Origin of the sequence: Mangrovimonas sp. TPBH4 (genome assembly GCF_001280505.1) — a bacterium.
GTDB lineage: Bacteria > Bacteroidota > Bacteroidia > Flavobacteriales > Flavobacteriaceae > Mangrovimonas_A.
In genome coordinates, this window is the sequence record NZ_LBIO01000040.1 from 137,224 (window position 1) to 162,283 (window position 25,060).

At 39.7% G+C, this 25,060-nt stretch carries 24 protein-coding genes and 1 tRNA gene; 17 read left to right on the forward strand and 8 right to left on the reverse strand.

Annotation, left to right across the window (positions count from 1 at the left end):
- Positions 1-19: 19 nt before the first annotated feature.
- Complete coding sequence (locus ZA05_RS04610; protein ID WP_053990508.1) at positions 20-2,782, forward strand: PD-(D/E)XK nuclease family protein; 2,763 nt, start codon at positions 20-22, stop codon at positions 2,780-2,782.
- A 50-nt stretch (positions 2,783-2,832) separates the two neighbouring features.
- Here the strand turns inward: ZA05_RS04610 and ZA05_RS04615 are convergent.
- Positions 2,833-2,906: transfer RNA gene (locus tag ZA05_RS04615), tRNA-Ala, on the reverse strand.
- A 114-nt stretch (positions 2,907-3,020) separates the two neighbouring features.
- On the opposite strand from ZA05_RS04615, the gene ZA05_RS04620 reads away from it, so the two are divergent.
- Genes ZA05_RS04620 through ZA05_RS18170 form a run of 3 tightly spaced genes read left to right on the forward strand, consistent with a single transcriptional unit; the run spans position 3,021 to position 5,040 of the window.
- On the forward strand, positions 3,021-3,521 hold the full coding sequence (locus ZA05_RS04620; protein ID WP_053990509.1) for a GNAT family N-acetyltransferase: 501 nt from the start codon (positions 3,021-3,023) through the stop codon (positions 3,519-3,521).
- The gene (locus tag ZA05_RS04625) at positions 3,518-4,852 is read left to right on the forward strand and encodes an MATE family efflux transporter (protein ID WP_053990510.1); all 1,335 of its coding nucleotides are present in this window, start codon (positions 3,518-3,520) and stop codon (positions 4,850-4,852) included. The genes ZA05_RS04620 and ZA05_RS04625 overlap by 4 nt, the downstream gene beginning before the upstream one ends.
- 26 nt (positions 4,853-4,878) lie before the next feature.
- Positions 4,879-5,040 (forward strand): hypothetical protein, encoded by a 162-nt coding sequence (locus ZA05_RS18170; RefSeq protein ID WP_157514512.1) that lies wholly within the window; start codon positions 4,879-4,881, stop codon positions 5,038-5,040.
- A gap of 109 nt (positions 5,041-5,149) precedes the next feature.
- On the opposite strand, the gene ZA05_RS04630 is transcribed toward ZA05_RS18170, so the two are convergent.
- The gene (locus ZA05_RS04630; RefSeq protein WP_053990511.1) at positions 5,150-5,791 is read right to left on the reverse strand and encodes a 2OG-Fe(II) oxygenase; all 642 of its coding nucleotides are present in this window, start codon (positions 5,789-5,791) and stop codon (positions 5,150-5,152) included.
- 91 nt (positions 5,792-5,882) lie between these two features.
- Here ZA05_RS04630 and ZA05_RS04635 point away from each other — a divergent pair, with 91 nt between their 5' ends.
- From ZA05_RS04635 to ZA05_RS04645, 3 genes are read left to right on the forward strand one after another with little or no spacing between them, the layout of a single operon-like run.
- On the forward strand, positions 5,883-6,338 hold the full coding sequence (locus ZA05_RS04635; RefSeq protein ID WP_053990512.1) for a 6-carboxytetrahydropterin synthase: 456 nt from the start codon (positions 5,883-5,885) through the stop codon (positions 6,336-6,338).
- A 30-nt stretch (positions 6,339-6,368) separates the two neighbouring features.
- Positions 6,369-6,809, forward strand: coding sequence for a DinB family protein (locus ZA05_RS04640; protein WP_082333675.1), 441 nt, complete (start codon positions 6,369-6,371; stop codon positions 6,807-6,809).
- Complete coding sequence (locus ZA05_RS04645) at positions 6,806-7,558, forward strand: UDP-2,3-diacylglucosamine diphosphatase (protein WP_053990514.1); 753 nt, start codon at positions 6,806-6,808, stop codon at positions 7,556-7,558. The genes ZA05_RS04640 and ZA05_RS04645 overlap by 4 nt, the downstream gene beginning before the upstream one ends.
- Here the strand turns inward: ZA05_RS04645 and ZA05_RS04650 are convergent.
- From ZA05_RS04650 to ZA05_RS04660, 3 genes are all read right to left on the reverse strand, one after another.
- Positions 7,555-8,826 (reverse strand): MFS transporter, encoded by a 1,272-nt coding sequence (locus ZA05_RS04650; RefSeq protein WP_053990515.1) that lies wholly within the window; start codon positions 8,824-8,826, stop codon positions 7,555-7,557. The genes ZA05_RS04645 and ZA05_RS04650 overlap by 4 nt on opposite strands.
- A gap of 214 nt (positions 8,827-9,040) precedes the next feature.
- Entirely contained in the window at positions 9,041-10,744 is a 1,704-nt protein-coding gene (recJ, locus tag ZA05_RS04655) for a single-stranded-DNA-specific exonuclease RecJ (RefSeq protein ID WP_053990516.1), read from the reverse strand.
- 1 nt (position 10,745) lies between these two features.
- A complete protein-coding gene (locus tag ZA05_RS04660) occupies positions 10,746-11,168 on the reverse strand; it encodes an OsmC family protein (RefSeq protein ID WP_053976719.1) in 423 nt (140 codons plus the stop codon).
- A 66-nt stretch (positions 11,169-11,234) separates the two neighbouring features.
- Here ZA05_RS04660 and ZA05_RS04665 point away from each other — a divergent pair, with 66 nt between their 5' ends.
- The 5 genes from ZA05_RS04665 to ZA05_RS04685 all read left to right on the forward strand — a co-directional run bounded on the left by ZA05_RS04665 (position 11,235) and on the right by ZA05_RS04685 (position 15,836).
- Positions 11,235-11,825: a carboxymuconolactone decarboxylase family protein gene (locus tag ZA05_RS04665; RefSeq protein ID WP_053990517.1), complete on the forward strand. Its 591-nt coding sequence runs from the start codon at positions 11,235-11,237 to the stop codon at positions 11,823-11,825.
- A gap of 5 nt (positions 11,826-11,830) precedes the next feature.
- Positions 11,831-12,601 (forward strand): toxin-antitoxin system YwqK family antitoxin, encoded by a 771-nt coding sequence (locus tag ZA05_RS04670; RefSeq protein WP_053990518.1) that lies wholly within the window; start codon positions 11,831-11,833, stop codon positions 12,599-12,601.
- 142 nt (positions 12,602-12,743) lie between these two features.
- Positions 12,744-13,586, forward strand: a complete 843-nt coding sequence (locus tag ZA05_RS04675) for an esterase family protein (protein WP_231632448.1) — start codon at positions 12,744-12,746, stop codon at positions 13,584-13,586.
- 261 nt (positions 13,587-13,847) lie between these two features.
- The gene (locus ZA05_RS04680; protein ID WP_053990520.1) at positions 13,848-14,444 is read left to right on the forward strand and encodes a hypothetical protein; all 597 of its coding nucleotides are present in this window, start codon (positions 13,848-13,850) and stop codon (positions 14,442-14,444) included.
- 357 nt (positions 14,445-14,801) lie between these two features.
- Entirely contained in the window at positions 14,802-15,836 is a 1,035-nt protein-coding gene (locus tag ZA05_RS04685; protein WP_231632449.1) for a TlpA disulfide reductase family protein, read from the forward strand.
- A 349-nt stretch (positions 15,837-16,185) separates the two neighbouring features.
- Here the strand turns inward: ZA05_RS04685 and ZA05_RS04690 are convergent, their stop codons facing one another.
- Both ZA05_RS04690 and rsmI read right to left on the reverse strand, forming a co-directional pair.
- A complete protein-coding gene (locus tag ZA05_RS04690) occupies positions 16,186-16,530 on the reverse strand; it encodes a HopJ type III effector protein (RefSeq protein WP_053990521.1) in 345 nt (114 codons plus the stop codon).
- A 34-nt stretch (positions 16,531-16,564) separates the two neighbouring features.
- Positions 16,565-17,236 (reverse strand): 16S rRNA (cytidine(1402)-2'-O)-methyltransferase, encoded by a 672-nt coding sequence (gene rsmI / locus ZA05_RS04695; RefSeq protein WP_053990522.1) that lies wholly within the window; start codon positions 17,234-17,236, stop codon positions 16,565-16,567.
- Positions 17,237-17,336: 100 nt separating this feature from the next.
- Here rsmI and ZA05_RS04700 point away from each other — a divergent pair, with 100 nt between their 5' ends.
- Entirely contained in the window at positions 17,337-20,744 is a 3,408-nt protein-coding gene (locus ZA05_RS04700) for a gliding motility-associated C-terminal domain-containing protein (protein ID WP_053990523.1), read from the forward strand.
- On the opposite strand, the gene ZA05_RS04705 is transcribed toward ZA05_RS04700, so the two are convergent.
- Entirely contained in the window at positions 20,741-21,481 is a 741-nt protein-coding gene (locus tag ZA05_RS04705) for a hypothetical protein (protein ID WP_053990524.1), read from the reverse strand. The genes ZA05_RS04700 and ZA05_RS04705 overlap by 4 nt on opposite strands.
- A gap of 103 nt (positions 21,482-21,584) precedes the next feature.
- On the opposite strand from ZA05_RS04705, the gene ZA05_RS04710 reads away from it, so the two are divergent.
- From ZA05_RS04710 to ZA05_RS04725, 4 genes are all read left to right on the forward strand, one after another.
- Entirely contained in the window at positions 21,585-22,229 is a 645-nt protein-coding gene (locus tag ZA05_RS04710; protein ID WP_053990525.1) for a thymidine kinase, read from the forward strand.
- A complete protein-coding gene (alr, locus tag ZA05_RS04715; protein ID WP_053990526.1) occupies positions 22,229-23,335 on the forward strand; it encodes an alanine racemase in 1,107 nt (368 codons plus the stop codon). The genes ZA05_RS04710 and alr overlap by 1 nt, the downstream gene beginning before the upstream one ends.
- 73 nt (positions 23,336-23,408) lie before the next feature.
- Positions 23,409-23,810 carry a large-conductance mechanosensitive channel protein MscL gene (gene mscL / locus ZA05_RS04720; RefSeq protein WP_053990527.1) on the forward strand — a complete coding sequence of 134 codons (402 nt, stop codon included), beginning with the start codon at positions 23,409-23,411 and terminating at the stop codon, positions 23,808-23,810.
- 146 nt (positions 23,811-23,956) lie between these two features.
- Positions 23,957-24,946 carry an aspartate-semialdehyde dehydrogenase gene (locus tag ZA05_RS04725; protein ID WP_053990528.1) on the forward strand — a complete coding sequence of 330 codons (990 nt, stop codon included), beginning with the start codon at positions 23,957-23,959 and terminating at the stop codon, positions 24,944-24,946.
- Positions 24,947-25,060: the final 114 nt, after the last annotated feature.

Genomic DNA, 25,060 nt, shown 5'->3' on the forward strand with positions numbered 1-25,060 from the left:
CGTTTTTTATTTTTATGCTATGACAAGTTTTATTGAAGACGTTATAGCGGACCTTAGCCAAAAAGGCCTTAACATACCCCAACTTACTTTTGTGTTACCCAGTAGAAGAGCAGGTATATTTTTAAAGCACCAGCTTTCAAAACATAGTACACATACATTCTTTGCCCCTGAAATTGTTTCTATAGAAGAATTTGTAGAAACTCTTTCAGACCTTCAATACATCACCAATACCGAACTTATTTTTGAGTTCTACGAGGTGTATTTACAACTTACAGAGAAAGAGAATCAGGAATCTTTCGACGAAGTTTCCAAATGGGCACAGATGCTCATTCAAGATTTCAATGAAATAGATCGGTATCTTATTCCCCCAGCTAAGATTTTTGATTATTTATCGGCCATAAAAGAAATAGAACACCACCATTGGTCATTGGATGAAGACCCTTCAACTTTTGTCAAAAACTACCTGCTGTTTTGGAATCAACTAAATCATTACTATAATAAACTCCAAACGCAACTTCTTGATCAAAATAAGGGCTACCAAGGTTTGGTATACAGAAAAGCGGTAGACAACCTAGAGCAGTTTATTTCTGCCAATCCTAACAAAACCTATGTGTTTATGGGCTTTAATGCCCTCAATAAGGCTGAAGAAACGATCATCCAAGAATTGCTACAACAAGACATCGCCCACATATATTGGGACATTGACGAAACCTTCCTTAAAAATCCAGAGCATGACGCCGGACTATTTATAAGACAACATAAAACTAATTGGCCCTACCTAAAACAGCACCAATTCCATTGGCAGCACCAACATTATACAACACCAAAAAACATAAAGGTTACCGGTATTCCTAAAAATATTAGTCAAATAAAATACATAGGAGAGCTTCTTTCGAAACTAAATAACTCTAACTTAAAAAATACGGCCATTGTTTTGGGCAATGAAGACCTCCTTCTTCCCTTGCTCAATTCAATCCCTAAAAATATTGGAGCGGTAAATATCACCATGGGATTACCCTTGAAAAACGTGCCTATGGTTGCCCTATTCGACCAACTTTTAAAACTTCATACAAAAGCAGGTGAAACATTTTACTACAAGGATGTATTAGCAGTTCTCTCCAATCAATTTATAAGGCCATTGTTAAGCAATCAACACATCAAGGTAGTGGATGTGATTTCAAAAATTGAAGAGAACAATATTATCTTTATCACACTTGATAAGCTTTTAACGCTCTTTGAAAACCAATATAAAACCATCCTTTCCATTTTATTTGGCCCTTGGAAAGACAGCCCCAATGAGGCTCTAGAAAATTGTTTTAAGCTTATTTCTTTGTTGAAAGCCAATCTAGATCAGGATAAGGACTCCAACATGTTGGCTTTGGAATATCTGTACCGTTTCAATGCATTATTTAACGAGTTAAATCTCTTAAATGTGCAACACAAACACATCAAAACCATTGCCACACTTTACAGCTTTTATAAAGAGCTGTTAAGTACAGAAACATTGGATTTTCAAGGAGAACCTTTGGAGGGTCTTCAAATTATGGGAATGTTGGAAACCCGAGCCTTAGATTTTGAATCCTTAATTATTGCTTCGGTCAACGAAGGAATTCTACCAGCAGGTAAAAGCCATAACTCCTTTATCCCTTATGATGTAAAGTTAGAGAATAAATTGCCCACCTATAAGGAAAAAGACGCCGTATACACCTATCACTTTTATCGTTTATTACAGCGTAGCTCAAATGTCCATATTTTGTACAATACCGAAACTGATGCCCTGAACACAGGTGAAAAAAGCAGGTTTATCACCCAATTGGAAATAGAAGCCATACACGATATAGACCATAGGGTGGTAACACCAAAAGTTCCTAAAATCACCAAAAACTTACGGACCATTAAGAAAACTGATGCGGTTCTGGATCAAATCAAACGACTTTCAAAGGCTGGGTTTTCCCCATCATCCCTGACCAATTACATCAGAAACCCAATAGACTTTTACACTCAAAAGATTTTGGGCGTAAAAACCTTTGAAGATGTAGAAGAATCCATCGCAGCCAACACCTTGGGAACAGTGATCCATAATTCTTTGGAAGATTTATACACTCCATATAAAAACAACATCCTACAGGAGGCTGATTTGGAAGCCATGAAAGCACAAATCGATCCAATGGTTAAAAAGCACTTCAAGGAGACCTACAAAGAAGGTGACATTTCCACCGGAAAAAACCTAATCATCTATGAAGTTGCTAAACGTTATGTTTGGAATACGATAAATCAGGAAATAGCTGAAATCAAACAAGGCAACGAAATTAAAATTATAGGTCTAGAAGAAGAATTTAAAACCTTGCTTAATATCCCAGAACTTGATTTCCCAGTATATATTACTGGTAAGGTAGACCGTATTGATGAATACAATGGCATTACAAGGATCATCGACTACAAAAGTGGTAAGGTAGACCAAAGTAAAGTAGAAGTGGTGGAATGGGAAGATTTAACTTCAGATTATGACAAATACAGTAAGAGCTTTCAAGTGCTCACTTACGCTCTCATGATGGACAGTGTCCCCGAAATGAAAACCGAAAACCTAGAAGCAGGTATCATTTCCTTTAAAAACTTAAACGCAGGCTTTTTAAAGTTCGCCAAAAAGGACAAACTAGGTGCTTATGCAAAGAAGGACCAATTAATTACTTCAGAAACATTGGGAAATTTTTCAGAAGTCCTAAAAAACTTGATTTTAGAAATCTGTAACCCGTCTATAGATTTTGTAGAAAAAGAGGTTTAAAAACAAAAAACGCAATCAATTAAAACTTAAAAGATTGCGTTTTCGTAAAGTGGAGCATATCGGAGTCGAACCGATGACCTCTACGCTGCCAGCGTAGCGCTCTAGCCAGCTGAGCTAATGCCCCTCAACTGTCAAATTTCAAAACAACTCAAAACCCAATTGTCTTGAGACTGCAAAAAAACGAAATATTATTTAATTTCAAAGCCAAAAATTTAAATTTATACTTAAAAAATACACCTTGGTTAGAAAGGCTACCATACAAGATTTAAACATTGTCGTTTCCCTTACCAAAGCCTGTGCAGAGCATATGTGTGCAAATGGTATTTATCAATGGAATGATAGCTACCCGAATAATTCCACTTTTGAAAATGATATCCAACGTCAAGAGCTCTTGGTATTTGACAAACAAAATAACATCCTAGGATGTGTAGTACATAGTACTCATAAAGACGACGTTTATAACAAGGTCACTTGGCTTACCAAAGATGACAGGAATCTATACATCCACAGGTTGGCAGTACATCCAAATTTTCAAGGACAAGGCATTGCCCAACAACTTATGGATTATGTTGAACAGTTTGCCAGAAACAATTCCTTCAAATCCATTCGCCTGGACACTTTCTCAAAAAACAAAAGAAACCAAAAATTTTACGAACTTCGCGGCTACAAACAATTGGAAAAAATATACTTTCCTAACCAAAGTGAGCATCCTTTTTACTGCTACGAACTAGTATTGTGAGCACAAACATTAACCTAAAAAATATCAACAAATTAGCCATACCAGCACTTATTGCTGGTATTTCTGAACCCATCCTATCTCTAACCGATACGGCCATAGTGGGTAATGTTCAGCATAACCCAACAGAGTCTTTAGCAGCCGTAGGTATTGTAACGACGTTTTTATCCATGCTTATTTGGGTATTTGGACAAACCCGCAGCGCCATTTCGTCCATTATTTCCCAATATTTGGGAGCAGGAAAATTAAATGAAGTAAAATCATTGCCTGCTCAAGCTATTCTAATCATTACCTCAATCAGCCTATTTATAATTGCAATCACATACCCCTTTGCAAATAGCATTTTCAAATTGTACAATGCGAGTGAATTGATTTTAAATTACTGCGTGGACTACTATAAAATTCGCATTTTTGGATTTCCCTTTACCTTGTTCACCATTGCTGTTTTTGGAGCCTTTAGAGGACTTCAGAACACCTTTTATCCAATGATTATTGCCATCGTGGGAGCGGTTTCCAATATAGTTTTGGATATCGCTTTTGTATACGGCGTAGAAGGTTTTATTCCCGCCATGCATATTAAAGGAGCGGCCTACGCCAGTGTATTGGCGCAATTGCTCATGGCTATTATTTCAGGCATATATCTTCACAAAAAGACCGTCATTCCTTTACGAGCAAGGCTGCCTTTCAATAAAGAAATCAAAACGTTTATGGTAATGGTCATCAACTTATTTGTAAGAACCATTGCCTTAAATGTCACCTTATATTTTGCTAGTTCCTTTGCCACAAGTTATGGCGCCAACTACATTGCAGCCTACACCATTGCCATTAACCTTTGGTTTTTAGGCGCCTTCTTAATTGATGGCTATGCTAGTGCAGGCAATATTCTATCGGGGAAACTTTTGGGAGGCAAACAGTATAAACAGCTCATACAGCTTAGCAACAGACTCATTGTTTATGGCATAATTGTCGGTATCTTCATGGCGAGTATTGGTGCACTTCTTTACCATCCTATCGGAAGGATTTTTACTCAAGATGAATTGGTACTGACTGAATTCTACAAAATATTTTGGATGGTCTTAGCCATGCAACCCATTTGTGCCTTGGCCTTTATTTTTGACGGGATGTTCAAAGGTTTGGGTGAAATGGCCTATTTAAGAAACCTTTTGCTATTTGCAACATTTCTAGTGTTTGTACCTATCCTTTTCACACTTGATCATTTCCACTATCAACTCTACGGTATCTTTATAGCATTGACCCTTTGGATCATTGCCAGAGGCATTCCATTAATCATAAAATTTAGAAAAATGTTTATGCCTCTTTCCAAAAACAGTTAACTTTGGCCGTTAAGCAAATTTGAGCCATGTTATTGACCATTCTACAAGTAGATATAGAAGAAAAAATCAAAAATGCGCCCGATTCAGGTTATGAAATAGGAGTGTTTATTGGTTCCTTGTTACCGTTTGTAATTTTGGTAGCCATTGCTTATCTCATTTTTAGATACAACAAAAACAAACAAAACTAAACAGTACCATGAATTTCCTAAACTTTTTAAGCGGTAACGGCTTGTTTTTAATCCTAGCCATTGTATTGATTGTGATTTACATCTACAACCGCAACAAAAGACGCTAAGATTAACGCGTCTTCAACCAACCTGTAATACTCAATCTTTGGGTATCCACAGGTTTTACCTCATGTTCTATCACCTGACTTTCAAAAATCACCACTCGCCCAGGAAATGGGTAGATGACTTTTTCGTGCTCCACACCATTCTCATCGAGATATAATACCAATTCACCGCCATTTTCTGGCTGCCAATCTTCCTCATTCAAATAGCAAACAAAAGACAGTTTACGACGATCGTCATTTTGAAAGGTATCCAAATGACGCTTGTAAAAAGTCCCTTTGGGGTATAAAGCATAGTGGAATTCCTTTTGTAGAATCCCCATAAAGCAGGTCTTGTTTAGATAGCCAACCAAATGGTTGATCTTATCAAAAAACAGTTGCTCCGTTGCGTTGGCATTCATCTCGTCCATCCATAAAATAACATCGCCTCGAATGGATTTTTCTATGGTTTCATTCACACGGTTGCCAATGGCAGCCTTTTTAAAAGCATCCAATTGGTGCTTTTCATTTAAAGAACCCCGCAAAACTGCGACTTCTTCTGCAGTAAAGAATTGTTCTACAATACTGCACTTCTGCGTTAAAATATCTGCTATCACTTTCTCGTACAGCGGATTCTCAACAAACTCCAATTGCTCAAAGAGCTCGTTCATAGTTTCATAGATCTAAAAAAAGTGCGCAAATGTAATCTAAAAACCATTTGCTTTTACAAATTCAATACCTTTGCAATGAAATATTTTGGTTATGAGCAACATTCGAATTACGAAACAATTTTCTTTCGAGACAGGGCATGCACTTTACGGCTATGATGGCAAGTGTAAAAATGTACATGGGCACAGTTACAAACTCTCTGTAACAGTTATAGGACAGCCCATTGCAGACACTTCCAATGTAAAGTTTGGGATGGTCATTGATTTTGGAGACCTTAAAAAAATTGTCAAAGAAGAAATTGTAGATGTATTTGACCACGCTACGGTATTCAACAAAAACACCCCACACATAGAATTGGCCAAAGAGCTTGAAGATCGTGGGCACAATGTGCTTTTGGTAGAGTACCAACCTACCAGTGAAATGATGGTAATTGACTTTGCCAAAAAGATACAAATCAGACTGCCCCAAAACATACAACTTCATTCATTGAAATTACAGGAAACCGATTCGTCCTATGCCGAATGGTTTGCAAGTGACAACAAGCAATAACACAAACTTTATCCTATAACAATAAGGCACATGGAGGACTTCTTTAAAGACATTTTTGAGTACCATCACCATATGAACCAAACGCTTATAGATGTATTCTTAAAACACCACCAACAGGTTTCAGAACGTACCCCTGCCATGTTTTCGCACTGTTTAAATGCGCACCAAATATGGAATTCCCGAATCCTGGAAACCACTCCTTTTGAGGTACATCAACTTCATCCTTTGGAAAACTTTAAAATCATAGATACCATTAACTACAGGACCACCCTTAAGATAATTGATACCTATGAGTTTGGAGAACCCATCGTATACCTCAACTCCAAAGGAGAGCCTTATGAGAATTCGGTACAGGACATTTTATTCCATATTGCCAACCACCACACCCACCACAAGGGACAATTGATTTCCGATTTAAGGAAATACGGAATCAAGCCTCCTGTAACCGACTATATTTTTTACAAACGATGAACATCCCCCAAGGAAAGAACATATACTTTGCTTCCGATAACCATCTGGGAGCCCCTACACAAGAAGCCTCACGCCCAAGAGAACAAAAATTTGTCGCCTGGTTAGACGAGATTAAAAAGGATGCTGCCGCCATCTTTTTAATTGGCGATCTTTTTGACTTTTGGTTTGAATATAAAACCGTGGTACCAAAAGGCTTCACTAGAACTTTGGGCAAATTGGCAGAAATCAGCGATTCAGGTATTCCTATTTACTTTTTTGTTGGCAACCACGACCTTTGGATGAATGGCTATTTTGAAGAAGAGCTCAACATACCTGTATACCACGAACCCCAAGAATTCACCTTCAACGATACGACGTTTTTTATAGGTCATGGAGACGGTTTAGGTCCAGGGGACAAGGGTTACAAGCGCATGAAAAAAGTGTTCACCAATCCTTTCAGCAAGTGGCTATTCCGTTGGTTGCACCCAGATTTGGGCGTAAAACTGGCACAATACCTTTCTGTGAAGAACAAACTCATCTCAGGGGATGAGGATGCCGCCTTTTTAGGAGAAGATAAGGAGTGGCTCGTACAATATTCCAAACGTAAACTAGAAGACAAACACAGGGACTATTTCGTGTTTGGACACCGCCATTTGCCTATGGAAATAGACTTAGGTAATAACGCTAAATACGTCAACCTAGGCGATTGGATCAACTACTATACCTACGGGGTGTTTGACGGCAAAAAGATGCACTTAAAAACCTATTAAGCCTCTTCCCTTTCATGGTCTTCATAATCCTTGGTTAGATCCAAGGTGCGTATCACTGGGTTTTTAATACCAATACCCACAACGGTTATCAAGGTCATCACACCCCCAAAAACAACGGCGGTGGCTGGCCCCATTAACTTAGCGGTTAAACCACTTTCAAAAGCTCCCAACTCGTTGGAAGAGCCCACAAACATAGAGTTTACAGACGACACGCGCCCACGCATGTTATCAGGTGTTTTCAATTGAAGAATGGTTTGCCTAATTACCATGGAAATACCATCGGCCGCGCCACTTAAAAACAGCGCCACTACAGACACCCAAAATATAGAAGACATTCCAAAGGCTATAATACAAAGTCCAAATACAAACACCGATACCAGCAATTTGATACCGGCGTTCCTGGATATAGGTATATAAGTCGTTAAAAACATGCTCACAATACTTCCCAATGAAATGGACGCATTCAAGATACCAAATCCCTTAGATCCCACATGCAGTATGTCTTGAGCAAACACAGACAAGAGTGCCACGGCCCCACCAAACAAAACCGCAATCATATCCAGAGTAAGCGCTCCTAAAATGGCCTTGTTGGAAAACACAAACTTTACTCCCACCTTTAAACTTTCCTTTACGGACTCTCCTATTTTTGGATTCAGAATTGGTTTGGGTTTTATTTTAAAGGTGAGCAACAAAGAGATTACTACTAAGATAAATATGATGCATAAGGTTTTGTCCACTCCAATCCAATGGATAAAAAACCCGCCAAAAAGAGCTCCCAAAACGCCAGCTGCTTTCCAAGTACTTGTACTCCAAGTAGCAGCATTGGGATATACTTTCTTGGGGACAATCAAGGCGATTAATGAGAATATGGTTGGTCCAAAAAAGGAGCGCAAAAAGCCTCCAAAAAATACTAGAGCATAAATACCATATAAAATGGCATTGGTAGACCAATTGGAAACAACCCTATCCCAAGTCAATAGAAAAAGCCCTAAACTTATTAAGGAAAACGCCGCAATACACTTGGCCAATAGGTTGCGTTTTTCATTCTGGTCCACAATATGCCCAGCAAACAGGGCCATGGTAAATGCAGGAATAATTTCCATAAGACCTATAATCCCTAAGGCCAGAGGATCTTTTGTTAGACTGTACACTTCCCATTCTATAACGATAAACTGCATAGACCATCCAAAAACCAAGGCAAAGCGTACCAATAAAAATATATTGAACTCTTTATATCTCAAGGCCGCATAAGGGTCGTTTTTTGCCATAAACTAATTTTTAATACCGTAGCACTACACTACTTTAAAGAACTACCATTTGTACTAACTCTTTTCAAAAGTCGTCAATTCATGTGACATTATGCAAAAATTCTGTTCTATGAATACGACCTCCAAAATGTCTCGAGACTTCAGTGCACTTCATCCCAATGCCATTTCTAAAAAAATACAATTTGAAGGATATACTTTCCAAAAACCTAGATACTTATTTAATATCCCGTAACTTCATTTGTAAGGACACCGTACCATTCCAATGGTTTTCGTCTATGGAATACACGGCCTTAAAAGCTTGCTTATCCTGAATTAAAGGGAGCTTTTCACCCAAACCAAAACCAATGCCAACAATTGTATTTCCATTTGATTGCGGATTGAAAGGTTGACCAACGGTTATACGTAAATGCTTATCATCTTCGCCCACACATTTTCCATAGCCCGTATCTACTAGGTCTTCGGTCATGAAAATGGGAGACATATTGCCCGGTCCAAAAGGTCCGAACTGCTTCATGATACGCCATAGTTTGGCATTCACCTCATGCAATCCAATCTTCGTATCAATTTTTATCTCGGGCGTTAACAGGGTCTTGTCTATGGTTTGCGACACCACATCTTCAAAAGCCTGTTTAAAGGCCTCATAATTTTCTTCCTTCAAAGTCAATCCTGCAGCATATTTATGCCCCCCAAACTGTTCTATATGCTCGCTACAGGCCTCTAAGGCATTGTATACATCAAAACCACTTACAGAGCGTGCCGAAGCTGCCAACTTATCCCCGCTTTTGGTAAATACCAGCGTAGGGCGGTAATAGGTTTCAATCAATCGGGAAGCCACAATGCCTATCACGCCTTTGTGCCAATGCTCTTGGTATACTACCGAAGTATAGCGTTCCTGCTCCTGTAACTGTGCAATTTGCTCCAAGGCTTCCACCGTAATTTGTTGGTCGGCTTCACGCCGATCGCTGTTGAAGGTTTCAATCTCGCTGGCATATTGTTCGGCAAGGGAAGGATCTTCTTCGGTAAGGAGGGTCACCGCATGGTTGCCGTGCTTCATACGTCCTGCCGCATTGATACGGGGCGCAATAATAAACACCACATCGGTAATGCTCAGGTTGGTTTTCTTTACTTGGTTGATGATGGCTTGAAAGCCCCCTCTTGGTTGCGCATTAATGACCTGCATCCCAAAATAGGCCAGCACTCTGTTTTCACCAGTAATGGGAACAATATCCGCCCCAATGGCCGTTGCCACTAAGTCCAAATATTCCGTAAGGTCTTCTATGGTTTTGCCTTCATTGGCCGACAAGGCCTGAATCAACTTAAAGCCTACCCCACAACCGCACAATTCCTTATAAGGATACTGGCAGTCTTCCTGCTTGGGGTCCAACACAGCCACTGCTTGGGGCACGTCACTCCCCGGTCTGTGGTGGTCGCAGATGACAAAATCAATCCCTTTTTCCTTGGCATAGGCTACCTTGTCAATGGCCTTGATACCACAGTCCAATGCCACAATAAGAGAGAAATCATTATCATCGGCAAAGTCGATGCCCTTATAGGATATTCCATACCCTTCGTCATAGCGATCCGGAATATAGGTAGCCACCCTATCTGTTCTGGTTTTTAGGTAGGACGACATCAGGGCCACAGAGGTAGTCCCGTCCACGTCATAATCGCCATATACCAAAATATTTTCACCCTGTGAAAGTGCCAGCTCAATCCTAGCGACTGCCCTGTCCATATCCTTCATCAGGTAGGGATCGTGCAGATGTTCTAAAGAAGGCCTAAAAAAATCCTTGGCGGCTTCAAAGCTTTCAATATTACGTTGCAACAACAAGGTTGCCACAATATCATCTACCTGAAGGGCCTCTTTCAGGGCCGCAATCTGTTCCTTTGGTGGTTTGGGCTTAAGCGTCCAACGCATGCTATTTGTTGTGATAATGAATAGAAGTATTTACAGTTGCAAATTTCCTGAACATTTCCATAACGCCACAATATTTTTCGACAGATAAATCTACCGCCTTTTTTATTTTGTCTTCATTAAGGTTTTCGCCGTAAAAGTGGTATTCCACATTAACGGTATGATAGATTTTTGGGTGCTCCTCGGTAAGCTCACCAAAGGTATCTATTCTGAAATCGGATACCTGCACCTTCATTTTGTCCAAAATGGATACCACATCCAAACCGGAACATCCTGCCAAAGACGACAACATCATGGCCTTAGGTCTTAGTCCCGAATTGTGCCCCCCGTGTTCCTCTGAAGTGTCCATAAACAGGGTCTTTCCGCTTGGGTTATCAGATTCAAATTGAGAGTTCCCTTTCCAGTGCGTTACAACTTTATGTGTCATCGTTTGTGATTTTTTCGTTACTTGTTAGTTCAAAAATACTACTTAAAACCCTAAAACGGAATAATTATGCCACTTGTCACACCATTATCGCCAGATTATGACCAGGAAACCAAAGAACTAGCCGAATTCTTTAACGAAACCTTGGGATTTTGTCCCAACTCGGTACTCACCATGCAGCGGCGTCCAGCCATTTCCAAGGCCTTTATCAACCTCAACAAAGCGGTGATGGCCAACGAAGGGCGAGTGACATCTGCCCTCAAGCGGATGATTGCCTGGGTAAGCAGCAATGCCACGGGCTGTAGGTACTGCCAGGCTCACGCGATTAGGGCGGCCGAACGCTATGGGGCCCACCAAGAGCAATTGGACCATATTTGGGACTACCGTACCCACCCTGCCTTCAATGAGGCCGAACGTGCCGCACTGGACTTTAGCCTTGCCGCCAGCCAAGTACCCAACGCAGTGGATGCTTCCATCGAAAAGCGCCTACGCGAACATTGGGACGAAGGCGAAATTGTAGAAATGCTAGGCGTGATTTCCCTGTTTGGTTACCTGAACCGTTGGAATGACAGCATGGGCACGTCTATTGAGGAAGGTGCTGTTGAAAGTGGCACTCAGTATTTGGGGAAACATGGATGGAATAAGGGAAAACATATATAACCAACATGATAAAACAATTTAAACCACTACTTGCCTTATTACTTATTGGCACACTAAACAATTGTAAACAAAAGGAACCGACTGATGCGTTTACCTTTATTGACAGAAATGACTATGTCATTGATTCCTATAATGGTCTGTTTGTCTACAAACTTTCCAAAAGCAAGCAACTAATGGACGGCTATTATGTAGTTGGCAATAAAGTCCAAAAATGGGAAGAATTCAATGTTAAAGAAGGCCTTTTAAATGGCGACTACTTGATTTTTCATAATAACGGTGAAATCTTTTCGCATTCAAAATATTCTAACGGTAAGAAACACGGTATCGAAAAAACCTACTACCCTTCCGGTGCCCTCAAAAAAGAAACTCCATATAGCAACGACCTTCAGTATGGTACCATAAAAACCTATTATGAAAGTGGACAGCTGGAAACCGAAGCGACTAAAGAGAAAGGAGAGATAATAGAATCAGTTACCTATGATATTATTGGCAACATCACGCGGCAACTCTTCATTAGAGATGGCCGCACCATAACCCAAGACATTAGGAACGGTAAAGTATTTTTTGAATCAATCTCGTCCAATTACGACAATTTTGAAGCTGTAAAGCTTTATAATGACGATGGCAGCTTGAAGGTATTTCTGCGTATGTTGGATGAAGGCGACGAGCATTACCTTATTGAACTTGACGAAAAGGGCAACGAAGTAAAACGAATAGACCTAAAAGAAAATCCTCAAGAAATTTTAAAATATCAAGAATATTTTGTGAATGGATAAGTGGTTTTAACCGGTGAATTACTATTCATTCTGTAAAGTCTAGAAATAGCTATTGAAAACCAAATCTTTTATATAAAAAGGAGTTTATGCCAACTTTTGAGCATAAACTCCAAAACAATTGTTCCAAACTACTACAATGAACATGAAAAATGTAGTATTCGTTATTGGGTGCTCAATTTTATTGACGTTTTCCTGTAATTCAAAACTTGAAAAAGGAAATGCAACATCTCAATTCTTCACAGATTCCATTTACAGCAAAAACCTTTCTGAATATAGAAAACACAGTGTGTATTTGCCCAAGGAATTCAACCCAAGCAAGCAATACCCCATTATGTATGCTAATGATGGCAATAGCAACTTAACCCAAAAGAAACACTTATTAGATTCGTTAATTGCCAACCAGATTATAAAACCCTTAATTTTTGTCGCTAGCTTTTCTAACAGTAAAATTGCAGACAGCACAAGCACAACCACTGGCGATGGCAAAAAGGTATACCTCACCTACCGAAATTTTGAATACATAGACAGGCAACCTTTCAGAGAAGAAGATTCTTTATTGATCCACAGATTTAAAAACCATAAAGCCTATTTTATTGAAGAATTCATTCCGGAAATAGAAAGCAAATACCGCCAAAAACCAGAAAAAGATAATCGGTACTTCTACGGCGTGTCCAATGGGGCCGGATTTGGGATGAGTCTCTTGAACTCGCATCCAAACATCATTGGAACCTATCTATGTTTTTCAACTTTTGGCGGCGACATCCAAAGCTATACTTGGCACAGCAACATACAATACCCAAATTTATATTTACGATACGGAAGCGAGGAACCCTTTTTCCTTAAAGAGGATGCCGAATTTATTATGGCAAAATATACCGCACTAAAGGCATTTGCCGAAATACAAGAATTTGAGGGCGGGCATGATAACAGCTTGTGGAACGAGACGTTTATTGATGTAGCTCGTAGGTTGTTTGCTTTGGAGTAAAAGAAAGATTCATTAGTAATAGTTTTGACTCTATTTCATATAAATGTGGTCTCTATGTTCATTTTATTCATTCACTCTATTTTAAGTATTCATGAATGTTACGCATTTGCCTTGATGCAAAAGAGCATTTCAAACAACCACCATTCTCTCCACACAAAAACCTCTAGAAGACACTAAATGGGATGGTTTAAGGATGGGAAATGTGATAAGATTAACATGTAAGAATAATGGTTATATTAGTGCCTAAACCAAATCAACCAAATGTATCCGTTAGAAGATATTCAAGAAAACTATAGAACTTTCGATGACAATAAAATCATCAAAATTGCCCTAAACGAGTCCAAAGGACTTAGAAAGGAGGTCTTACCCATCCTAAAAAAAGAAATCGAACGCCGAAATTTAAATTTGAACCTCATTACATGGGTGGATTGTGAAAACAACTCATTTTCAGAAAAGGAAACCAATAAACTTATCAATGACATTTCAAACTTAACTTGTTGGAAATGCAAAGCAAGATCCAATAGCGTACAGGCTTTTGAAATCAACACCGTGATTTCACTTCTTATTCTCTGCAATGACTCCACCAAAACATGGATTCTTTGCTCTAGCTGTGGACAATCTAAAAAATGGACCTCTTTATTAACCACTCTTTTTTTGGGATGGTGGTCCAAAAAAGGAATATTCCTTACGCCCTATACTTTGATAAAGGACATAACCAATCTCTTTTTTCAAAATAAAAAGAGTGATAAAATGCTTCGTGAACTTATTAAAGCCAACACAGGTACCCTTCGTTCAGGAAGCTTGGACGATACTTCTTTAGAAAAATTTGTTGCCACTATTAATGAAGCTTCGGAATAATGCTTTGGTTACTGAATTACAACACCATCTAAATCAAAAATGACGTGAACATATACATCATATGCAATTTTAATTAACGCATGATGATATAATTATGCGGAAGCATAAGGTGATTCTTGAAAGATAAACATCCCTATAGCACTCACAGGAAGTCAATATCTAAACTCAAACCCATTCCCTCTTTGAAGGGGGACTAAGGGAGATGTTAATACGAAGTTTGAAAAGCAAAACTTCATACTCCAAATTACTCAACGCATTAATTATGCTACAACTTCTATTTAAAATTATATTTCCAAGAAATATCTTACAATATTTTGTATATTCAACGCGTTAACCTAAACCCCAAACTAACCATTTATGACATTTAAACACATTCCTTTAGCTCAAAAAACAAGCAAATCAATCGTACAAATAATTCTTGGTACAATAATATTCCTTAATTATTCCTGTAAAGAAACCCCTAAAAAAGAATTCTCACTACAGGGCACAACCAACGGTATAGAAAATGGTACAACCATATACCTGGAAAATAAAGAGTTTAAAGATTCAACAATCGTTAACAACAACACTTTTAATTTTAAAACCAAGTTACCCTATACTCCTATTGAGGCCCTTTTAAGAACAAAAGACTATTCAACCTATAGGTTTCTTTGGCTAGAGGATGCTGCCATGACATATGATGCCAGTAATGCTGATTTAAAAAGGGCAACCGTAACAGGCTCAGAATCTGAGAATTTAAAACAAAGCCTATACAGCGCTGCTGACTCCTTGCCTAATGCAGGACCCTGGGAAAGAGAGATGCACTTTATCAAAAGCAATCCCAACAGTATTGTGAGCGCAAGCATGCTTGCCCAATATATTACCATTTTTGGAAAAGAAAGAACAAGGGAACTTTTTGATCCATTTTCCGAACAAAACAAAGCTTCTAGGTTTGGCCAAAAAATTGCCCGCTACATAGCACTGAATAAAAATCCTAAAATAGGAGAGCAATTTGCAGATTTTGAAATGGCCAACCAATACGGCGAGCCATTAAAACTATCCAACACCAATGGAAAATTGATTTTTTTGGAGTTTTGGGCCTCATGGTGTGGGCCTTGCCGAGAAGAAAACCCCAATCTTGTAAAAACCTATAAAGAGTTCAACCCAAAAGGCTTTGAAGTATTTGCTGTATCCTTAGACGAGGATAAAGAAAAATGGGTCAAGGCTATAGAAAAAGACAGCTTAAACTGGCTACATGTAAGTGATTTAAAAGGATTTGGCAATGAAGCGTCTTTGATATATGGTATCAATGCCATCCCCGACAACTTTTTAATTGCTGAAAATGGTGAAATCATTGCTCGGGATTTATATGGGAAGGAACTAACGCAAAAATTGGAAGAACTACTTAATTAATTCCTGCAACCTCAAAAATGCCATAGTTCGGTGTTCTTATTAATAAATAAACAAGGTCGAAGGACAGGTGAACATATTCAATCCAACGCTCCTGCTCGACTGCATTAAATAGCACTCAAACACAAAGCACTCCATCAATACATGATGAGGTGCTTTAGTTTTATCTAACATACGTAAAGCCCCCGGTTTTTCGAAATGGTAATGAGAAAAACTGTATCGACACCTAACGACCTTTCAAAACCCTATTTCTCGATACAGCATTTCTACGAAATGCTACTCGAAATGACGGGTTTTGACACTCTCTTCAAGAGTTTAGTGGTAAAGCCAACAATCCGCTACTTGGCTACAACTATTTTTCCTGCAATGGTGAACCTTCGAAGCTAAGACCTTCAAAGCCTGTAGCTATAAAGTTTCTAATGTTTTGGTGTCCTGTTCCGTTTGGGTCGTTCAATACTTCATCAAAATAAAACTTCCCGAAGCAGGCCAAAGTGTCTTCTTGGCTAAAACCTTGCAATTGGGCAAAGGCCAACAATTTGCAAGAGCCAGAGTTTTCTCCCGCCTTGTTATGAAGGTTACCATTGGTAAAGGCGGTTGGCGTAAAGGTATAGTTGGCTTCTACCACTTCCATGGTTTCTGCAAACTCTATCTGTGTTGGTGTACTTTGTAATTTTTGTTTGAATGCGTCAATCGTCATGTGTCTCTATGTTTATTTTATGTTGTTTTAGTGCCTATTTCTTTCCGCCTACTATAATCACAATTTCCCCTTTGGGTGGCTTCTGGGTATAGTGGTCCAAAACCTCTTGAGCAGTTCCCCTCACGGTTTCTTCGTACAGCTTGGTAAGCTCTCTGGATACGGACACGGGACGGTCGGTACCAAAGTATTCGCAGAAATTGGTCAAAGTCTTCAATAGCTTATGCGGACTCTCGTAAAAAATCATGGTTCGGGATTCTTCGGCCAAGAGAGTGAGTCTTGTTTGACGTCCCTTTTTCACTGGCAAGAAACCTTCAAACACAAACTTGTCGTTAGGCAAACCTGAATTCACTAAAGCAGGCACAAAGGCCGTTGCTCCCGGTAGGCATTCTACATCTATACCGTTTTCAATACAAGCCCTAGTCAATAAAAACCCAGGATCTGAAATGGCCGGTGTCCCAGCATCGCTAATCAAGGCAATGGTCATACCTCCTTTTAACCTTTGAACCAAGCCTTCTACCGTTTTATGCTCGTTGTGCATATGGTGCGATTGCGAGGGTGTAGCAATCTCGAAATGCTTCAGCAACTTCCCTGAAGTACGAGTGTCTTCGGCTAGGATTAAGTCGACCTCCTTTAAAACCTCAATAGCCCTAAACGTCATGTCCTTAAGATTACCAATAGGCGTGGGAACAATGTAAAGCTTACTCATTTTAGGCGGATTAGGGTTCAAAAGTACAATCTTTTAATTATATTGAGGCAACCAACTGAGGTATTTGACATCTAATTTGTAAAACCAACCCAACCAATCTATGAGCTTGAAAAAAGTTAGTCTCGTTCTTTCCTTTTGCTTTGCCTTTTTAAACATCCATTCCCAAACCACCGATCTAGCTATTGTTGTGGAAGCCCAAAACCTCAGCGGCACAGATATTTCCCAAGTAGAAATTTATGAACAGTTTCAGTATTTGGTAACCATTATCAACTCTGGAAACGCGGTGAACAATGCCACTTTTTCCGTCGATATGGACGATGAAGTTACCGTAGTTTCCTATGAATCGCAAAACAATCTTGGAGGTGCTTCGGAGGCTTCCAGTTTTAGTTTAAGCTCTGAGAATGTGCTTACAGGGACGGTTGCCAGTTTACCCAATAATGCCAGTGTTGAAATAAAAATTTTAGCCCATGCCCCAATAGTTTTGGGTGGTATTGCCGTGAACGTAGCAGTAAGTCCGCCAGACACAACTACAGATACTAACCCCAACAATAACACATCTATTATTTCTATGGGAGTTATTGACCTCCCTATAGACTTTACGGTAACGTATGCGCAAATCAACCCTGCCGCAGGAACAGGCATTTCGGCTTGGAATGACACTGTTACCTATGAATTTACCATTACCAACAACAGTAGCATTGATTTTCCTTTGAATAGTTTTTCAGGTAAAATGTCATTAAATACTCCCTTAGCTGCTGGATCTCCTGTAGTTCAATTAGAATCCATAAGCTGTATGGGAGCCACTAATGGTACAGACTGTCCAGATGTTTCGACTGTATCTGCCAGCACTGTTGTTGTAAGCTCAGTTAGTACAATTTTCTCCTTTAACACCTCCCATGTGTATACAGCTGGTGGTTCCGTAACCTTTCAAGTGACCTATAAATACTTGAACGCTAGCTGCACCGCAGTACCGCAACCAATTTCCATAGACAGTTATGTGCAAATTAATCTAGACCATGACAACGAATCCTCCAATCTTTCCAATGAGGTAACAACCCTCTTGTTGGATGCAGAACTCTGTGACCAAACGGATATTTGCATTGATACTGTGCAAATATCTCCAGATCCGTTGCAAATGGTCAACTGGGGAGAAGTAGTGACTTTTGAAACGACGGTTTGTAACAATGGCCCTATGGAAGCGCCAATATTGTTTTTCCTCCAAAATTTGTCCCCTACTTTACAGTGGGACATCCTTTCAGCAGAATGTACAAATATTACAGGAGCGATTTCCTGCGATGATTTTACAATAAGTATCCAGCCACTCTTATGGTCTAGCAGCGAATTTGTAATGCCTGTTGGAGCAACCATAACCATCACCACAACAGTAGTCTTTTTAGAACCCGAATGTTCTACAGGAGTACAAACCAACCAAGCACATATCAAGAGTGGTACCAACATCATGCAAGCACAATTGTTTGATACGAATACCTCCAACAACAACCAAAACGACTATGTAGTACTCCCTCAAACAGATCCTTGCCCTCCATCAGAAATACCATCATCTGATATTATGGTGACCAAAACCCAGATAGACCCTGCGCCTCCTGAGGGCACTAGTGCATTGAACACGACCGATTGGGGCCCAATCACCTATGAAATCACCGTAAGCAACCCTGATGAAACAGATACGTTCATTGTACTTTCCGATTATATGACTTTGGGAGACCAAACAGATGTTTATGGCACGTTAATCTCAATTGAATGTAGTGACACCACAGGGACAGCACAGTGTTTCCCTATTGCCCATGCCTATCTGGACACCCCTCTAGACGGGGTTCCCGAGGATGGAGAATACGACATATTTTGGGAAATATTGCCTGAAGACAATTGGGAACTTCCCGGGCAAAGCTCGGTAAGCTTTCAAGTTACGGTTTACTGGGAGACGGAATGTAGTGAGATTGGGGTTCCCGTTGTTAACAATGTTAGTATCGACCATGCTACAAATACAGTGGTAAATGATAACACCAGTAACAATACCGATTATACAATCTCCTACTTAGCTCCTTGCATTGATTTAATTGTACAGACCTTTCCTGAATTTACACCAGTGCCCATCAACCAAGATTTTGATTGGATTGTTGATATTAGCAATAGTGTGACAAGCTCCAATGCCACAGACATTATGTTTGAAAATGTATTAGGCAATGAGTTCAGCATTAACGGAACACCTACCTGTGAGATTATTACAGGAACAGCCACTTGCATAAATACTTTTACCATTACCGGGAATACCGTAACTGGCACAATTCCAAACATGGAAGCAGGGGCTATTATTAGAATTACCATTCCTGTAACCGCGCCAAATTACGGTGGCGCATTCAACAATACAGCTCAGGCCATACCAAACGGCACTACCAATCATGAGCTGACCCCAGAAACCAATATTTCCATTAGTAATGTTCAGGTGATTGCGCCTTCTTTGGTAAAAGCTTTCACCCCTGATACCATTATGGAAAATCAGGAAAGTGTTCTGGAATTTACTATCTATAACATCAATTCCAACCCAGCACAAAGTGACATTGTCTTTACAGATAACCTCCCCAATGGCGTGGTGCTTTCAGGAACACCATATTGGGTTGAAGACAATGGCTGTACAGCCACCTTTACCGGAAATCTTGGGGATACGGCCCTAAGTGTTACCAACCTTAGCTTCCCCGACGGCGTAAGCAGTTGTAGTTTTGCGGTACTGGTCACCAGTAATACCATTGGCACCTACACCAATGATAGCAACAATTTTACGGATTTAAGTAATATAGACGCATCACAGACCTTTGCACAACTGACTGTTATTGAAGACACCAGCGATGTAGATATTGAAGTCTTGAAATCGGTCACACCAGAAGAAGTTTCTGTAGGTGACGAAGTAACCTTTATGGTGACGGCAACTAATTTGGGCACTACCATTGCCAACAATATTGTGATTGTGGACAATCTGCCCCTTGGTTATGAATACCTATCGGCAACGGTGTCTTTAGGAAGCTTTGACATGGCAACCTTTATTTGGAATATTCCCATTTTGCAACCCGGTCAATCTGAAACGCTCACCATGACAGCTCGCGTTCGTTCTTCCGAAGACCTTTTGAATGTGGCCTTCCTTAAAGATGTAAATGAATTGGATAGAAATCCTTTAAACAATGAAGCGAGTGCTTTTGTTTCTGTAGACAATTGCTTGGAAATCCCTGAAGGCATGTCGCCTAATGCCGATGGCTACAACGACGTTTTAATCATTCCATGTATTGAAGATTACAATGGTAATACCCTAAAAATATACAACAGGCTTGGCATCCAGATTTATGAAAGCCGCAATTACCAAAATAATTGGGACGGAAAACCCAATATGGGCTTTCCGAAAACTTCCAAAGTATTGCCTGTGGGCACCTATTATTATATTCTTGAATTACCGGACAACCAAAAGCCGGTTATTGGATGGATTTATTTGAACTACTAACCAAACTTACTCTCTATGATTTCCATAAAGCGTTCTTCGTAGGCTTCTTTGCCTTGCCATTGGTTGTAATCGGGTTTTACGATGTTTTGGATGAGATTACTGGCTTCCTCAAAGGATTCGGAAGTATTGATTTGTGACAGAACGCGATCGTAATCCTCATTTCTGCCATCAAATAGATGTTTGATAAAGGCAATTTTATCATTCAATCCTATGGTAATACCGCCACGCTTCAGTTTATCGTTAAGCGATTTTTTGGCTTCAAAGCGCGCGTTGGCTTCTGTTACGGGCTCAAACACTGGCGTTTCTTCAAAACCAGCAGTGATGTCTTCAAACACATCATTTCGCAACTCAGTTTTAGGAACCGCCGATTCAAACAACTCATCAATTTGTTGGGTTTCTTCTGGCATCTGCGCCACAATATCTTTTATCTTTTCAATAGCAGGCTCCATGATTTCCTCATGTTGGGTATCGTCGATATCGGTGTAAATTCTGTCCTCCACCTCTATACTATCACTAACGGTATTGTTGAATGCTTTATCCAGCATTCCAAAAAATGAGGAATCACTACCTATACTTGGAATCTCCCCTTCAAAATTGTTATGCAAAAACTTTAGCACTGAAAGTTTCTCATAAAGGGCTCCAACCTCAACATGCATTTTTTCCACATCATCCCGCCCCTTAAGTTTTAGGATTCTGTGGGCAATGCTCATCAATTCGGATTCCAATTTCTTCTTCATAACTTTAAAATTTAATCTAATGTATGCTTTTGTTTTTTTGATAAATTTACGCCACCTTTATAGAAAACGAAAGTTAGCCTAGTTTTAGCGTTAAAATTACAAAATGTTTCTTGAAAATACAGTAAACCCCAAAGAACAATTTGGCTGGATTGAAGTGATATGCGGCTCGATGTTTTCGGGTAAGACCGAGGAATTGATACGCCGTTTGAGACGCGCCCAATTTGCAAAACAAAAAGTGGAAATCTTCAAGCCTGCCATCGACATGCGGTACGATGAGGAAAAGGTAGTCTCCCACGACGCCAATGAAATTCGTTCTACCCCAGTGCCCGCTGCTGCCAATATTCCTATTTTGGCTGACGGCTGTGATGTGGTGGGCATTGATGAAGCCCAGTTTTTTGACGATGAAATTGTTAGGATTTGCAACGACTTGGCCAACAAAGGAATCCGAGTAATTGTTGCCGGATTGGATATGGACTATAAAGGCAACCCTTTTGGCCCCATGCCCAATTTAATGGCTACTGCCGAATATGTTACCAAAGTACACGCCATTTGTACCAAAACAGGAAACTTGGCACAGTACAGCCACCGAAAAACCAAGAGTGACGCGCTTGTTTTATTAGGGGAAGTAGATGAATACGAACCCTTAAGCAGAGCCGCATTTTACAAAAGTATGCTTCGGGACAAAGTGAGAAACATGGACGTGAACGATGCAGAAGACCTTTCTCCTAAAAATAAAGAAGACCAGTAATGCCCAAAGCCCAGGAAACTACCCTTGAAATAGACTTAAAAGCCCTCAAGCACAATTACAACTACCTTAGGTCCAAACTCCAAAATGACACTCAATTTTTGGCCGTGGTTAAAGCCTATTCCTATGGGCACGATGCCAATGTAATTGCCAAGTTTTTACAGGAACTTGATGTAGACTATTTTGCAGTGGCCTACACTAGTGAAGGGATTGCCCTTCGCGAAGCTGGTATTACGAAACGCATCTTGGTACTGCACCCACAGCCTGCGCATTTCAAACAACTTATTGAACGTTGCTTGGAGCCTAGTTTATACAACTCCAAAGTGTTGAATGAGTTCATTGCCGTGGCCGAAAAAGAAGGTCAGACCGATTATCCCATTCATTTAAAGTTCAACACAGGCCTTAACCGATTAGGGTTTTCCGAATATGATGTAAAAGGCATTGCGTCTATTTTGAACCATACCAAAGCGATTGGTGTAAAATCCATATTTTCACATATGGCAGCCAGTGAAGACTTGAATGAAAAGGAATTCACCCTTACCCAAATTGAAACTTTTAAAGCCATTGCCAAAGACTTTACTGAAACCCTTGGCTTTAAACCCATGCTGCATATGTGCAACACATCTGGAATCCTAAATTATCCCGAAGCACATTTTGATATGGTACGCAGCGGTATTGGGTTGTATGGCTTTGGAAATTCGGAAGAAGAGAACCAAAACTTCCAACCTATCGGGACGCTTAAATCGGTTATTTCACAAATTCACCATATCAAGAAAGGGGAAACCGTGGGCTACAATCGAGCCTTTAAAGCCAATAAATTTCAAAAAACAGCCACCATCCCTATTGGTCATGCCGATGGTATTGGCAGGCAATATGGTCATGGCAAAGGGGCTGTAACCATCAATGGCCAATGCGCGCCTATTATTGGCAATGTGTGTATGGACATGATTATGGTAAATATCACCGATATTGACTGTAACGAAGGGGATGAAGTCATCATTTTTGGCAAGCAACCGACGGCTTCGGAGTTTGCACAAGGTGCCAATACCATTTCCTATGAAATCCTCACAGCCATCTCACAAAGGGTTAAAAGGGTCATTCTAGAATAATCTTTTTAATTGATTTTTAACTGATTGTTTTTTTGGTATTTTAGTGAGGTAATAACCAATTAACATATTTCTTATGCTAAAAGAATTCAAGGAATTTGCCATGAAGGGCAACTTGGTAGACATTGCCGTGGCCTTCGTGATGGGTGCTGCCTTCAGCAAAGTGGTAACCTCTTTTACAGGAGGCATTGTCTCCCCTATAATAGGGTTGATTTTCAAATCAGATTTCAAGGACCTCAAGTATGTCATTGCCGAAGGCACTGCTAACGAAGCAGGTGAAATTATAGGAGAAGTCGCGATACTTTACGGACAGTTTTTAACCAATGTCATCGACTTTATTATTGTGGCGTTCGTGATGTTTATGCTTATAAAAGGTATCAATTCCCTAAAGAAAAAAGAAGAACCAGCTCCTGCTGCACCTGCTAGACCAACCCAAGAAGAATTATTGGCAGAAATTCGGGATTTGCTTAAAAAATAAGATTGTTAAATATATAACTTTTTGTTATTTGTTGTAAAAAAGCCTTGGTTTTAAAGACACTGAGGCTTTTTTTGTGCCCTAAATACTCAATTAATACTTAGCTTTGCTCAAAACAATTCAAAAACCCTTTAAATACAAAATGTAACATGAAAGTAGCAGTAGTAGGAGCAACCGGAATGGTTGGAGAAGTTATGCTGAAAGTTCTTGCAGAACGCAATTTCCCATTAACAGAATTAATCCCAGTAGCCTCAGAGCGTTCTGTTGGAAAATCAATTACATTTAAGGACAAGGAATATACCGTAGTAGGTTTGGCAGATGCCGTAAACATGAAGCCAGATGTGGCCTTATTTTCTGCGGGAGGAGACACCTCTTTGGAATGGGCGCCTAAATTTGCCGAAGTTGGTACAACCGTGGTAGACAACTCTTCTGCTTGGAGAATGGACCCTACTAAAAAATTGGTGGTTCCTGAAATCAACGCTAGCGAATTAACCAAAGAAGATAAAATTATCGCCAACCCAAACTGCTCAACGATTCAGTTGGTAATGGCTTTGGCACCACTTCATGAAAAATATAGAATGAAACGTGTGATTGTTTCTACTTACCAATCAGTTTCTGGAACTGGTGTTAAGGCAGTAAAACAATTAGAAAATGAAATTGCTGGTGTAGAAGGTGAAATGGCCTATCCTTACCCAATTGGGCGCAATGCATTGCCTCACTGTGACGTGTTCCAGGACAATGGTTACACTAAAGAAGAAATGAAATTGGCTAAAGAGCCTCAGAAAATTTTGGGTGATAATTCCTTTGCAGTATCCGCAACAGCGGTTAGAATTCCAACTGCAGGAGGGCATAGTGAATCTGTAAACGTAGAGTTTGAAAATGATTTTGACTTAGCAGATATCAGAACCATTTTAAGTGAAACGCCTGGAGTGATTGTTCAGGACAACACAGCTACAAACACCTACCCAATGCCAATTTATGCGCATGATAAAGACGAGGTATTTGTAGGAAGAATAAGAAGAGATGAATCTCTACCAAATACTCTAAACATGTGGATTGTTGCCGACAATTTACGTAAAGGAGCTGCTACCAACACCATTCAAATTGCTGAATATTTGTTGGAAAACAATTTGATTTAATAAAAATATCATAACCAAGACCACCTTAAATTAGCAAAAGTTAAAACCTTAAAACAACATTCAAATAAACAGTAAAAACGTGTAATTCAACTAATTAATTGCTTTTGCTTTGTA

Coding starts and splice junctions, on each gene's coding strand:
- ZA05_RS04675 (WP_231632448.1), top strand. CDS start 12,744: ATGAAAAATGTAGTATTCGTTATTGGGTGCTCAATTTTATTGACGTTT.
- ZA05_RS04700 (WP_053990523.1), top strand. CDS start 17,337: ATGAGCTTGAAAAAAGTTAGTCTCGTTCTTTCCTTTTGCTTTGCCTTT.
- ZA05_RS18170 (WP_157514512.1), top strand. CDS start 4,879: ATGTTATTGACCATTCTACAAGTAGATATAGAAGAAAAAATCAAAAAT.
- ZA05_RS04645 (WP_053990514.1), top strand. CDS start 6,806: ATGAACATCCCCCAAGGAAAGAACATATACTTTGCTTCCGATAACCAT.
- ZA05_RS04680 (WP_053990520.1), top strand. CDS start 13,848: ATGTATCCGTTAGAAGATATTCAAGAAAACTATAGAACTTTCGATGAC.
- ZA05_RS04660 (WP_053976719.1), bottom strand. CDS start 11,168: ATGACACATAAAGTTGTAACGCACTGGAAAGGGAACTCTCAATTTGAA.
- ZA05_RS04670 (WP_053990518.1), top strand. CDS start 11,831: ATGATAAAACAATTTAAACCACTACTTGCCTTATTACTTATTGGCACA.
- ZA05_RS04725 (WP_053990528.1), top strand. CDS start 23,957: ATGAAAGTAGCAGTAGTAGGAGCAACCGGAATGGTTGGAGAAGTTATG.
- ZA05_RS04630 (WP_053990511.1), bottom strand. CDS start 5,791: ATGAACGAGCTCTTTGAGCAATTGGAGTTTGTTGAGAATCCGCTGTAC.
- ZA05_RS04635 (WP_053990512.1), top strand. CDS start 5,883: ATGAGCAACATTCGAATTACGAAACAATTTTCTTTCGAGACAGGGCAT.
- ZA05_RS04665 (WP_053990517.1), top strand. CDS start 11,235: ATGCCACTTGTCACACCATTATCGCCAGATTATGACCAGGAAACCAAA.
- rsmI (WP_053990522.1), bottom strand. CDS start 17,236: ATGAGTAAGCTTTACATTGTTCCCACGCCTATTGGTAATCTTAAGGAC.
- ZA05_RS04710 (WP_053990525.1), top strand. CDS start 21,585: ATGTTTCTTGAAAATACAGTAAACCCCAAAGAACAATTTGGCTGGATT.
- alr (WP_053990526.1), top strand. CDS start 22,229: ATGCCCAAAGCCCAGGAAACTACCCTTGAAATAGACTTAAAAGCCCTC.
- ZA05_RS04650 (WP_053990515.1), bottom strand. CDS start 8,826: ATGGCAAAAAACGACCCTTATGCGGCCTTGAGATATAAAGAGTTCAAT.
- ZA05_RS04685 (WP_231632449.1), top strand. CDS start 14,802: ATGACATTTAAACACATTCCTTTAGCTCAAAAAACAAGCAAATCAATC.
- ZA05_RS04640 (WP_082333675.1), top strand. CDS start 6,369: ATGGAGGACTTCTTTAAAGACATTTTTGAGTACCATCACCATATGAAC.
- recJ (WP_053990516.1), bottom strand. CDS start 10,744: ATGCGTTGGACGCTTAAGCCCAAACCACCAAAGGAACAGATTGCGGCC.
- mscL (WP_053990527.1), top strand. CDS start 23,409: ATGCTAAAAGAATTCAAGGAATTTGCCATGAAGGGCAACTTGGTAGAC.
- ZA05_RS04705 (WP_053990524.1), bottom strand. CDS start 21,481: ATGAAGAAGAAATTGGAATCCGAATTGATGAGCATTGCCCACAGAATC.
- ZA05_RS04610 (WP_053990508.1), top strand. CDS start 20: ATGACAAGTTTTATTGAAGACGTTATAGCGGACCTTAGCCAAAAAGGC.
- ZA05_RS04690 (WP_053990521.1), bottom strand. CDS start 16,530: ATGACGATTGACGCATTCAAACAAAAATTACAAAGTACACCAACACAG.